At 43.0% G+C, this 12,422-nt stretch carries 9 protein-coding genes and 6 tRNA genes; 14 read left to right on the top strand and 1 reads right to left on the bottom strand.

Going from position 1 to position 12,422, the window contains the following annotated elements:
* From ACVC7S_RS08575 to ACVC7S_RS08525, 11 genes are all read left to right on the top strand, one after another.
* A tRNA-Phe gene (locus ACVC7S_RS08575) sits at positions 1-72 on the top strand.
* A 17-nt stretch (positions 73-89) separates the two neighbouring features.
* Positions 90-170, top strand: a tRNA-Tyr gene (locus ACVC7S_RS08570).
* A gap of 11 nt (positions 171-181) precedes the next feature.
* A tRNA-Trp gene (locus ACVC7S_RS08565) sits at positions 182-252 on the top strand.
* Between the two features lie 14 nt (positions 253-266).
* Positions 267-339 (top strand) — tRNA-His (locus tag ACVC7S_RS08560).
* Positions 340-352: 13 nt separating this feature from the next.
* A tRNA-Gln gene (locus ACVC7S_RS08555) sits at positions 353-424 on the top strand.
* Between the two features lie 9 nt (positions 425-433).
* Positions 434-517 (top strand) — tRNA-Leu (locus tag ACVC7S_RS08550).
* A gap of 197 nt (positions 518-714) precedes the next feature.
* Positions 715-1,992 (top strand): gamma-glutamylcysteine synthetase, encoded by a 1,278-nt coding sequence (locus tag ACVC7S_RS08545; protein ID WP_447266840.1) that lies wholly within the window; start codon positions 715-717, stop codon positions 1,990-1,992.
* A 74-nt stretch (positions 1,993-2,066) separates the two neighbouring features.
* Positions 2,067-3,551: a threonine synthase gene (thrC, locus tag ACVC7S_RS08540; RefSeq protein WP_447266839.1), complete on the top strand. Its 1,485-nt coding sequence runs from the start codon at positions 2,067-2,069 to the stop codon at positions 3,549-3,551.
* Between the two features lie 59 nt (positions 3,552-3,610).
* On the top strand, positions 3,611-4,891 hold the full coding sequence (locus ACVC7S_RS08535) for an MATE family efflux transporter (RefSeq protein ID WP_447266838.1): 1,281 nt from the start codon (positions 3,611-3,613) through the stop codon (positions 4,889-4,891).
* A gap of 3 nt (positions 4,892-4,894) precedes the next feature.
* Positions 4,895-5,515, top strand: a complete 621-nt coding sequence (locus tag ACVC7S_RS08530) for an HAD family hydrolase (RefSeq protein ID WP_447266837.1) — start codon at positions 4,895-4,897, stop codon at positions 5,513-5,515.
* Between the two features lie 165 nt (positions 5,516-5,680).
* Complete coding sequence (locus ACVC7S_RS08525; protein WP_447266836.1) at positions 5,681-6,850, top strand: LysM peptidoglycan-binding domain-containing protein; 1,170 nt, start codon at positions 5,681-5,683, stop codon at positions 6,848-6,850.
* Positions 6,851-6,989: 139 nt separating this feature from the next.
* Here the strand turns inward: ACVC7S_RS08525 and ACVC7S_RS08520 are convergent, their stop codons facing one another.
* Positions 6,990-7,847, bottom strand: coding sequence for a DUF975 family protein (locus ACVC7S_RS08520; RefSeq protein ID WP_447266835.1), 858 nt, complete (start codon positions 7,845-7,847; stop codon positions 6,990-6,992).
* A 116-nt stretch (positions 7,848-7,963) separates the two neighbouring features.
* Between ACVC7S_RS08520 and tgt the strand changes: the two genes are divergently transcribed.
* The 3 genes from tgt (at position 7,964) to nagA (ending at position 12,317) form a co-directional block, all read left to right on the top strand.
* Positions 7,964-9,106 carry a tRNA guanosine(34) transglycosylase Tgt gene (gene tgt, locus ACVC7S_RS08515; protein WP_001285249.1) on the top strand — a complete coding sequence of 381 codons (1,143 nt, stop codon included), beginning with the start codon at positions 7,964-7,966 and terminating at the stop codon, positions 9,104-9,106.
* Between the two features lie 101 nt (positions 9,107-9,207).
* Positions 9,208-11,025 carry an acyltransferase family protein gene (locus tag ACVC7S_RS08510; protein WP_447266834.1) on the top strand — a complete coding sequence of 606 codons (1,818 nt, stop codon included), beginning with the start codon at positions 9,208-9,210 and terminating at the stop codon, positions 11,023-11,025.
* A 140-nt stretch (positions 11,026-11,165) separates the two neighbouring features.
* Entirely contained in the window at positions 11,166-12,317 is a 1,152-nt protein-coding gene (gene nagA, locus ACVC7S_RS08505) for an N-acetylglucosamine-6-phosphate deacetylase (RefSeq protein ID WP_129313819.1), read from the top strand.
* Positions 12,318-12,422: the final 105 nt, after the last annotated feature.

The raw sequence follows: 12,422 nt of genomic DNA, 5'->3' as shown, positions 1-12,422 counted from the left end.
GCTCGGTAGCTCAGTTGGTAGAGCAATGGATTGAAGCTCCATGTGTCGGCGGTTCGATTCCGTCTCGCGCCATATTTTATTTATAACTTGGAAGGGTAGCGAAGAGGCTAAACGCGGCGGACTGTAAATCCGCTCCTTCGGGTTCGGGGGTTCGAATCCCTCCCCTTCCATTACTTTAGTTACGGGCATAGTTTAAAGGTAGAACTAAGGTCTCCAAAACCTTCAGTGTGGGTTCAATTCCTACTGCCCGTGTTAATATGATTATGGCGGGTGTGGTGAAGTGGTTAACACACCAGATTGTGGCTCTGGCATGCGTGGGTTCGATCCCCATCACTCGCCTATTTTATATTATTGGGGTATAGCCAAGCGGTAAGGCAAGGGACTTTGACTCCCTCATGCGTTGGTTCGAATCCAGCTACCCCAGTTACTATTTGCCGGCGTGGCGGAATTGGCAGACGCGCTGGACTCAAAATCCAGTGTCCGCAAGGACGTGCCGGTTCGACCCCGGCCGCCGGTATAGTAATAAAGACAAGGTTTTAGGACCTTGTTTTTTGATTTAGTGAAGATATTTAGTGAAGATTTTGATATTTTTTCTTTAAGTAAAGATAAGTGATGGATCATCTTTTTCTTCTTACTCTAATCATTTTTAGAGTATTTTTGGTATAATATTACTTATTCACAATTTATTTTGATTATGAAAGAGTTTGGTGATTAATGTCTCGGTCTGTTGAAATACTAAAGAAACGTTACTTAAAGAATATAAAAGAGAATCCAGATTTATTTATTGGGATTGAGTTAGAATATCCTATTGTAAATTTAGGGGGTAAGGCTACAGAAGTTGAAGTTGTTAAGGATCTCTTTCGGTATTTACCATTAGTACTGGGTTTTACTATCGAAAAAGTAGATGACTTTGGAAATCCAATTCAGTTACTTGATCCAGTTAGCCAAGATACTATCTTGTTCGAAGTCTCCTATACAACTATCGAGTTTGCCTTTGGTAGGGCGGATTCCATCCAAGAGGTTGAAGAGCGTTTTAGAGACTACATGGATTTTATTCAGATAAAACTTGGGGAAGCAAATCATGCTATAGTTGGTTCTGGAATCCATCCATACTGGGAGAAGAATGAGAATCAACCGGTTGCTTATGCACGCTACCAGATGTTAATGAACTATTTGAAGTTGAGTAGAACTGTTCTAGGGAAGGATTTACACGACTACCCGGAATACGGTGCTTTTATCTGTGGAAGTCAAGTTCAATTGGATGTTTCAAAGTCTAACTATTTGCGTGTCATCAATGCATTTACTCAGATCGAAGCTGCAAAAGCTTATTTGTTTGCCAATTCTGAGTTTTCTGGGGCAGATTGGGATACCAAAATTTCGAGAGATATTTTTTGGGAAGAGTCTATGCACGGGATTTATCCTGAAAATGTAGGCGTTAATGCCAGACTCTTCAAAGACGAGAATGATTTTTTTGATTATCTAGATCATTCTGCAATCTTTACCGCGGAACGTGATGGCGAAACCTATTATTTTTATCCAATTCGAGCAAAAGATTATTTAGGGACTCCGGAAATTTACGCCTTCGCTCTTGATGGGAGAGAGATTCTTCTTTATCCTCAGGAGAAGGACTTCCAAACTCACCGTAGTTACCAGTACCAAGATTTGACAACTCGAGGTACTATCGAGTTTCGTAGTGTCTGTACGCAACCCTTGAATCGTACCTTTGCTGCGACGGCTTTTCATTTGGGTTTGTTGCTTAATTTAAATAAGTTAGAAGCTTACTTGCAATCTGCGCCATTTTTTACCAGATTTGGTCGTGATTATAAGTCATTGAGGCGACAATTTTCTAAGAAAATGCTCACAGTTGAGGAAGAAACTGCGATTGTCGAGTTTTCAAAAGGCTTACTCCTTCTAGCTGAGGAAGGTCTGGAGAAGAGAGGTAAGCAAGAAATGACCTATTTACAGCCTTTGAAAGAAGAATTGGGCCTATAATTTCTCTGATAAAGGGAGAATTTTCTGAAAAATCATGATATAATGGAAGAGACTATAGATAAAGGATAGAGATTATGACATTAGTTTATCAATCAACGCGTGATGCGAATAATACAGTAACTGCTAGCCAAGCTATTTTGCAAGGTTTGGCGACGGACGGTGGTCTCTTTACACCGCTTACTTATCCAAAGATGGATTTAGACTTTGAAAAATTGAAAGATGCTTCTTACCAAGAAGTGGCTAAGTTAGTTTTGTCAGCATTTTTAGATGACTTTACAGCTGAGGAGTTGGACTACTGTATCAGCAATGCCTACGATAGCAAGTTTGATACTCCAGCTATTGCACCATTGGTGAAACTGGATGGGCAATACAATTTGGAATTGTTCCATGGTTCAACGATTGCCTTTAAAGATATGGCCTTGTCTATCTTGCCATACCTTATGACGACTGCTGCTAAAAAGCATGGTTTGGAGAACAAAATCGTCATTTTGACAGCCACATCTGGTGATACTGGGAAAGCTGCGATGGCAGGGTTTGCGGATGTGCCTGGAACTGAAATTATCGTCTTTTATCCAAAGGATGGTGTCAGCAAGGTACAAGAGTTACAAATGACTACTCAGACTGGCGACAATACTCATGTTATTGCTATCGATGGAAACTTTGATGATGCGCAAACAAACGTGAAACATATGTTTAACGATGTAGCTCTCCGTGAAAAATTAGCAGTCAATAAACTACAATTTTCATCAGCTAACTCTATGAACATTGGTCGTTTGGTACCACAGGTTGTTTATTATGTCTATGCCTATGCCCAGTTGGTTAAGTCTGGTGAGATTGTGGTTGGTGAAAAGGTCAACTTCACAGTACCAACAGGGAACTTTGGAAATATCTTGGCTGCCTTTTATGCCAAGCAAATTGGTCTGCCAGTTGGCAAATTGATCTGTGCTTCAAATGACAACAATGTTTTAACTGACTTCTTTAAAACACGTATTTACGACAAGAAACGTGAGTTTAAAGTAACAACCAGTCCATCTATGGATATCTTGGTATCTTCAAACTTGGAGCGTTTAATTTTCCATCTTTTGGGGAATGATGCGGTTAAGACAGCTGAACTCATGAATGCCTTGAACACGCAAGGACAATATGAGTTGACTGATTTTGATACAGAGATTCTTGACATCTTTGCAGCTGAATATGCGACTGAGGAAGAAACTTCGGCAGAAATCAAACGTGTTTATGAGTCAGATTCCTATATCGAGGATCCACATACGGCGGTTGCCTCAGCTGTTTATAAAAAATACCAAATGGCTACTGGTGATGTAACCAAGACCGTGATTGCTTCAACAGCTAGTCCATACAAGTTCCCAGTGGTTGCCGTAGAAGCGGTAACAGGAAAAGCAGGCTTAACTGACTTTGAAGCCTTGGCTCAATTACATGACATTTCAGGAGTGGCAGTGCCACCAGCGGTTGATGGCCTTGAAACAGCTCCAGTTCGTCATAAAACAACAGTGGCAGCTGCTGACATGCAAGCAGCGGTTGAGGCTTATCTAGGACTTTAAAACAGAGGGAGTAAACTCGGTTGGGAAACAACTGAGTTTCTTTTCATCAGGAGGACAGATTGTTTAGAAAAAATAAAGACATTCTCAACATTGCCTTGCCCGCTATGGGTGAAAACTTTTTGCAGATGCTCATGGGCATGGTGGACAGCTACTTGGTTGCCCACTTGGGCTTGATCGCTATTTCGGGTGTTTCAGTGGCTGGCAATATTATCACGATTTACCAGGCCATTTTCATCGCTTTGGGGGCTGCTATTTCCAGTGTTATTTCAAAAAGCATGGGGCAGAAAGACCAGTCCAAGCTAGCTTATCATGTGACTGAAGCGCTGAAGATCACCTTGCTACTAAGTTTGCTTTTAGGGGCCTTGTCTATCTTTGCTGGGCAAGAGATGATAGGTCTTTTGGGAACTGAGCAGGCTGTGGCTGAAAGTGGGGGACTCTACCTTTCTTTAGTGGGTGGTTCGATTGTTCTTTTGGGCTTGATGACGAGTCTAGGTGCCTTGATTCGTGCAACGCATAATCCGCGTCTACCCCTCTATGTTAGTTTTTTATCCAATGCCTTGAATATTCTCTTTTCAAGTCTAGCTATTTTTATCCTTGATATGGGGATAGCGGGTGTTGCTTGGGGGACTATCTTGTCTCGCTTGGTTGGTCTTGTGATTTTATGGTCGCAATTAAAACTGCCTTATGAGAAGCCATCTTTTGGTCTAGATAAGGAACTATTGACCTTGGCTTTGCCAGCGGCAGGAGAACGTCTCATGATGAGAGCTGGGGATGTTGTCATCATTGCCTTGGTTGTTTCTTTTGGAACGGAGGCAGTGGCGGGAAATGCGGTCGGAGAAGTCTTGACCCAGTTTAACTACATGCCTGCCTTTGGCGTCGCTACGGCAACGGTCATGCTGGTAGCTCGAGCAGTTGGAGAGGATAATTGGAAAAGAGTAGACGAGGTAAGCAAACAAACTTTTTGGCTTTCTTTCGTCCTTATGTTGCCCTTAACACTTAGCATCTATGCCTTGGGGACACCACTGACACATCTCTATACGACGGATCCTGTTGCGGTTGAAGCTAGCGTTTTGGTGGCACTTTTCTCACTACTAGGGACTCCCATGGCGACAGGGACAGTTATTTATACGGCGGTTTGGCAGGGATTGGGAAATGCTCGCCTTCCCTTTTATGCGACAAGTATCGGGATGTGGTGTATCCGCATTGGGACAGCCTATCTGATGGGAATTGTGCTTGGTTGGGGCTTGCCTGGTATTTGGGCAGGGACTCTTTTGGATAATGGTTTCCGTTGGTTATTTCTACGCCACCGTTATCAGCGTTATATGAGTTTGAAAGGATAGAAAATGCAAAGAACAGCTTTTATTTGGGATTTAGACGGAACCTTATTGGACTCTTACGAAGCGATTTTATCAGGGATTGAGGAGACCTTTGCTCAGTTTTCTATTCCTTATGATAAGGAGAAAGTGAGAGAGTTTATCCTCAAGTATTCGGTGCAGGATTTACTGGAGCAGGTGGCAGAAGAGCGAAAGCTGGATGCGGAAGTACTTAATCAGATACGTGCACAGAGCTTGTCTGAGAAAAATGCCCAGGTAGTTTTGATGCCAGGTGCGCGTGAAGTGCTAGCTTGGGCAGACAAAGCAGGGATTCAGCAGTTTGTCTATACTCATAAGGGGGACAATGCGCTTACTATTTTAAGAGACTTGGGGTTGGAATCCTATTTCACAGAGATTTTAACCAGTCAAAGTGGTTTTGCGCGCAAGCCCAGTCCAGAAGCGGCGACATATCTGCTAGACAAATATGAGTTGGATCCTAGGACTACCTATTATATAGGGGACCGGACTTTGGATGTGGAATTCGCTCAGAATAGCGGCATTCAAAGCATTAACTTTTTAGAATTGTCCTATGAAGGGAATCAGAGGATTCAAGTACTAGCAGACATTCCTTATATTTTTGAGGATAAGTGATGAGAAGATTGTGTCAGTTCTGTGACAGAAACCTAACAAACTATTTCAAGTAATCGCGTTTGTTACAAGGAATAGACAGTTCTGTTAAATAGGCCCGAGAGGGCTTTTTTTCTGCTTTTTTTGTGTTATGATAGACAGATACTCATTTGAAAGGAATGTGAAAGAATGAAGAAAAGAATTATTTTAGCTTCAACAGTAGCCTTGTCTTTTGCGCCAGCATTGGCAACTCAAGCGGAAGAAATTGCATGGACGGCTCGTACCGTTGAGCAAATCCAAAATGACGTGACGAAAAACGAGAACAAAAACAGCTATACAGTTCAGTATGGTGATACCCTGAGCACGATTGCAGAAGCTTTGGGAGTTGATGTGACGGTTCTTGCTAATTTGAACAAGATCACCAATATGGACTTGATTTTCCCAGATACTGTCCTCACTACAACTGTCAATGAGGCAGAAGAAGTAACGGAAGTTGAAATCCAAACTCCTCAAACAGATGCTAGTGAAGAAGTGACGACTGCAACAGCTGATTTGACAACCAACCAAGTGACAGTCGATGAGCAAACAGTTCAAGTGGAAGACCTTTCTCAACCAATTAAGGAAGCTCCAACTGCAACAGAGACTGAAAAACCAGCAGAAGTAGCGCCAAGTTCAGAAGTTTCTGAGACAGCGACAGTTGCTGAAGAGACACCATCTACAGAAACACCTGTGGCAGAAGAAACAGCAGCAACAACTGAAACCACTAGCCCTAGCCCAGTTGAAGAAGCTCCTCAAGCGGCGACTACAGCAACCGAAGAAACGGTAGCAGCTGCGCCAGCAACTGAAACGCCTGCTGATACAAGAGGAACAAGTGCAACAGAAGAAACAGCAGCATCAACAGCAACTTCTGACACTGCAACTTCGACTTATCAAGCAGAGCAAAGCCAAACTCCTTCAAGAACTTATTCAGCTCCAGCGGCTCCTGACTATGCAGGACTTGCTGTAGCTAAGTCTGAGAATGCTGGTCTTCAACCACAAACTGCAGCCTTTAAAGAAGAAATCGCTAACTTGTTTGGGATTACATCTTTTAGTGGCTACCGTCCTGGTGACAGTGGGGACCACGGTAAAGGTTTGGCCATCGACTTTATGGTTCCAGTGAGTTCAGCACTCGGAGATCAAATTGCAGAATATGCAGTCAAAAATATGGCTAGCCGTGGTATCAACTATATCATTTGGAAACAACGTTTCTACGCTCCATATGATAGTAAATATGGACCAGCCTACACGTGGAATCCAATGCCAGACCGTGGTAGCGTAACCGAAAACCACTATGACCATGTTCACGTTTCAATGAACTAATCATTAAAATGGAAGTTGGGAACTGATGAGTTCCCGCTTCTTTTTTGTGTGTAAATTCTTCAGGATAATAAGAAGATTATTCTGAAGCAAGGTGGGCCTGCTATTTTGACTCTGCTGAGTATGTTGCTTTTTTAGACTCTTATCCATTTCGACGTTTACGGGCTAGTAGGGCTCTGTAAAAGAAAATGTGATTATTTTGGATATAGGGAAGGATTGAAAAACTAGCAATTCCAAAAGTGATCCAGTTGAGGAAGTACCAAGGAAGTAGTTGTAAGTCTAGGACAAAGCGCTGGAATTTGTACCCTTTCACCAAGAATCGACTGGTTTTCAGGATTTGACTTGGTTTAGCCTGTCCTAAATATAGAGTATCGCAGAGGAGGAATTCTACCTGCGAGTAGGCGTAATGTTGCGGGATATAGAGGACATTTCCTACAATCATCAAGATGAGACTCGCGAAAAAGTAGAGTCCAAAAGTCATAAGGAATTGCTCGGTTTCAAGCGACGAGAGATCTAATTTTGGAAATTCAGGATGTAGGGCGACAAATCTCCGAGCCAAGAGATTGCTATAAAAGAGGAAATAAACGCCTACTAAGTTTGGAATGCTCCATAAAAAAAGGTAGAAACGTTTGAGGAGCAGAGTTAGGAAGGTCTGCGAGAAGCGCTCTTCAGCAAAAAGGGCCAGGCTTGATTTTACTGAGAGTTCCGTATCAGGATCCTTGAGGAGTCGGAGTGTCGCAAAAGCAGCACCTGCTAGAAAAATCGTGCTCATAAAAGAAACCACTAGTGGGAAGAGATAGGCTTGGAGCACTTGCGCCAGCATGCTGAAAAAGGATTGCTCTAAAACACTTTCCTGGAGACGAGCCAAGGGGTTGAGAAAGCCTGACAAGATGACCAGCATACTAGGAAGGAGATAGACCAGAAGGAGGCGGGGATTTTCAGCCTGAAATTGCCTCGTCTGCAGACGAATAGTTTTTAAATCAATTTTTGGGTATTTCATTCTCTCATTATACCATAGTTCGTGACAGTTCCAGCTTTTTTTGATAAAATCATACAGTATGCCTTTGGGCGCAAAGTATGAACTGGGACTGTTTTTCCCAGCTTCGGAGGTAGAAAATGTCAGATTCACCAATCAAATACCGTTTGATTAAGAAAGAAAAACACACAGGAGCTCGTCTGGGAGAAATCATCACTCCACACGGCACCTTCCCGACGCCTATGTTTATGCCAGTTGGGACCCAAGCTACGGTCAAGACTCAGTCACCAGAGGAGTTGAAGGAAATGGGTTCAGGAATTATCCTGTCAAACACCTATCACTTGTGGCTTCGCCCTGGAGATGAACTCATCGCACGCGCAGGAGGTCTCCACAAGTTCATGAACTGGGACCAGCCCATCTTGACGGATAGTGGTGGTTTCCAGGTTTATTCCCTAGCAGATAGCCGTAATATCACCGAAGAAGGAGTAACCTTTAAAAACCATCTCAATGGTTCCAAGATGTTCCTATCACCAGAAAAAGCTATCTCCATCCAGAATAATCTGGGCTCAGACATCATGATGTCTTTTGATGAATGTCCTCAGTTTTACCAACCATACGACTACGTTAAGAAATCCATCGAGCGTACCAGTCGTTGGGCTGAGCGTGGTTTGAAGGCTCACCGTCGTCCACAGGATCAAGGTTTGTTTGGAATTGTGCAGGGGGCAGGATTTGAAGACCTTCGCCGTCAGTCAGCTCATGACCTTGTCAGCATGGATTTTCCTGGCTACTCTATCGGTGGTTTGGCAGTGGGAGAAACGCATGAGGAAATGAATGCAGTCTTGGACTTCACAACCCAACTTCTCCCAGAAAATAAACCTCGCTATTTGATGGGTGTGGGAGCGCCAGATAGCTTGATTGATGGGGTTATTCGTGGTGTGGATATGTTTGACTGTGTCTTGCCGACTCGTATCGCTCGTAACGGAACTTGTATGACTAGCCAAGGGCGTTTGGTTGTCAAGAATGCCCAATTCGCTGAAGACTTTACGCCACTGGATCCTGAGTGTGATTGCTACACATGCAAGAACTACACACGAGCCTACCTTCGTCACTTGCTCAAGGCTGACGAAACCTTTGGCATCCGCTTGACTAGCTACCATAATCTCTACTTCTTGCTCAACCTCATGAAGCAGGTTCGACAAGCCATCATGGACGACAATCTCTTGGAATTCCGCGAGTATTTTGTAGAAAAATATGGCTACAATAAGTCGGGCCGCAATTTCTAAAATGGAATTTATAGAAGCTAAAAAATCCTGCGTTTTCTCGTAGGATTTTTCTTCTTTTTTTGATAGAATAAAGTGTATAACGAAAGGGAGAATAAACTCGTATGCGCATTAAATGGTTTTCCTTGATTAGGATTACAGGTTTACTACTGGTACTCTTGTACCACTTCTTTCAGACCATCTTTCCTGGAGGCTTTTTCGGGGTAGATGTCTTTTTCACATTTTCAGGATTCTTGATTACCTCTCTCCTCTTGGAAGAGTTTGGTAAGAAAAGCCAGATTGATTTGCTGGGCTTTTTTAAGAGACGGTTTTACCGTATCGTGCCACCTGTGGTTTTGATGATTTTGATGACCATGCCCTTTACTCTCTTAGTTCGTCAAGACTATGTTGCAGGTATTGGCGGTCAGATTGCTGGAGTTTTCGGCTTTGTGACCAACTTCTATGAAATGCTTACGGGGGGCAGCTATGAATCTCAGTTCATTCCCCACCTCTTTGTTCATAACTGGAGTTTGGCTGTTGAGGTTCACTACTACATCCTTTGGGGCTTGGCTGTCTGGTTCTTATCGAAACGATCAAAATCTAGTAGTCAGTTGAGAGGAACCGTCTTTCTCCTGTCTGCGGGAGCATTCATCCTTAGCTTCTTCTCCATGTTTATTGGTAGTCTCATGGCTAGTTCCTATTCGTCTGTCTACTTTTCAAGTCTAACCCATGTCTATCCTTTCTTTTTAGGAAGTATCCTTGCGACAGTTGTGGGAGTTCGTCAGACGACTGATTTGGTCAAACAATTTGATCGAATGTGGAATCTTCGTCAGAATCTACTGGTGTTTGCTGCAGGGCTTTTGGTATTGTTGCTTCTGACTTTCTTTGTTAAGTTTACCTACCTGTTCGCTTACTTGTTTGGTTTCTTACTTGCCAGCTTAGCAGCCGTGGTCATGATTTTTGCTGCGCGTGTCTTGCATGAGAAAACGCCTGAGATACAAGAACCTCGAATCATTACATTTTTAGCGGATACTAGCTACGCGGTTTATCTCTTCCACTGGCCTTTTTATATTATCTTTTCTCAATTAATGGGGAATCTATTAGCTGTTATCCTGACCGTTATCTTTTCCTATTTCTTTGCTATCTTGTCCTTTTATATTATTGAGCCATTGATTGCTGGTAGGACCAATCCTTTCATTAGGAAAATCAGCAAACTGCCTCATATCAAATCCATCAGTGCTTCTAGCGTGGGTATCCTTGGAGTGATTGCCTTAGTGATTACTATTGTATCTCCTCAGGTTGGAGCCTTTGAAACAGACTTGATGGTCAATGGTTTTAAACAAGCGCAAACCAATATAGGACAAACAAAGACTCTTGCTGAACAAGCCGAACTGAGTCGCCTGGGAATTTCTGAGGGAACGAGTCTGATTGGAGATTCGGTAGCCTTGCGTGCTAATACAGCCTTACAAGAGGCACTTCCTGAAGCAAATATTAACGCTCAGGTTAGTCGGACGACCAAGCAAGCCAATGACATTATGCTTCTTAACAGCCAGAACAAGGCACTGCTAAAAACAGTTGTCATTGCAACAGGGGTCAATAATCCTGAAGGCTACAAGAATGATTTGGATAGCATCGTTAGCAATCTACCGAAAGGACACCATCTGATACTGGTGACGCCTTATGAGGGAGATAAGAGCAAGGACACTTATACCTCAGTGGAGCAGTATGCAACTTATGCGCGAGAATTAGTAGAAAAGACTCCTTACGTGAGCATTGCTGATTGGAACAAGGTTTCTAAGGAGCACCCTGAAATCTGGGCCGGAACAGACCAGGTTCACTTCGGGAATGACAATAGCAAGCTCGAAGAAGGTGCTAAGCTATACGCAGAAACGATTGCAGCTGCTGTTAAGGCTGCTCAAGAACTGCCTGTGAAATCAAAATAAAATCAAAGAGTTGGAGAAATCCAGCTCTTTTAAAATATCTCCAGAAAATAGGTCTATACCATTTACAAATGAAAAAGAAAGGTTTATAATGTAATTGACATAATAAGTTCTAGAAACAATCTATCAAGGAGGTTATCATTATGCCTAATTATATTAAAGCGGATCAGTTTTTCTATCCACACGGAGTTCGTCGTGGCGGCTACTTGGAACTTGTGGATGGTAAGTTTGGAAAACATGTAGAAGAGATTCCTGAAGGTGCTGACGTCATTGACTATACAGGCTATAGCATTGCCCCAGGACTTGTGGATACCCACATTCATGGATTTGGCGGTGTGGATGTTATGGATAATAACATCGAAGGCACACTTCATACCATGAGTGAAGGGCTTCTCAGCATGGGAGTAACGAGTTTCTTGCCGACAACTTTGACTTCTTCTTATGAGCAATTGCTCGCAGTAACAGAAAATATCGGTGCCCGTTACCAGGAAGCAACTGGAGCGAAAATTCGGGGTATCTATTTTGAAGGTCCGTATTTCACAGAGAAATACAAGGGAGCTCAAAACCCTGCCTACATGAAAGATCCTCGTATGGATGAGTTTCGTGCTTGGCAAAAAGCAGCAAATGGCTTGCTCAATAAAATCGCCCTTGCGCCAGAACGTGAAGGTGTAGAAGACTTTGTTCGTACGGTTACGGGCGAAGGTGTGACGGTTGCTCTTGGTCACTCAGATGCAACATTTGACGAAGCTAAAAAGGCAGTCGATGCTGGGGCTAGTGTTTGGGTACATGCCTACAATGGGATGCGTGGTTTGACTCACCGTGAACTCGGTATGGTTGGAGCTATGTATCAATTACCTCATACCTATGCAGAGTTGATCTGTGACGGTCACCACGTAGATCCGAAAGCCTGCGAAATCCTTATCAAACAAAAAGGAACAGAAAATATTGCTCTTATCACAGACTGTATGACAGCTGGTGGATTGGAAGACGGTGACTACATGTTGGGAGAATTCCCAGTTGTCGTTGCAAATGGAACTGCTCGTCTCAAATCTACAGGTAACTTGGCAGGTTCTATTCTCAAACTCAAAGACGGTTTGAAGAATGTGGTTGACTGGAACATTGCCTCTCCACATGAAGCAGTGATGATGGCCAGTTTCAACCCAGCAAAATCTGTTCACATTGATGATGTCTGTGGACAAATCCGTGAAGGCTACGATGCTGACTTTATCGTGCTAGATAAAGATTTGGAATTGGTAGCTACTTATCTAGATGGTGTGAAACGTTATCAAGCATAAGATGATAAAATAGGAGTCGGCAAAGGACTCCTATTTTTATGATAGTCTCAAAATAGGTTTTAATAAGTTTCTCTGATAGGGCACTTAAGCAAAATTCTTTCCTTG

This window comes from Streptococcus sp. Z556 (assembly GCF_053010225.1).
Note: the sequence above shows the minus strand (reverse complement) of the source record. Positions and strands in the feature narration are given on the sequence as shown.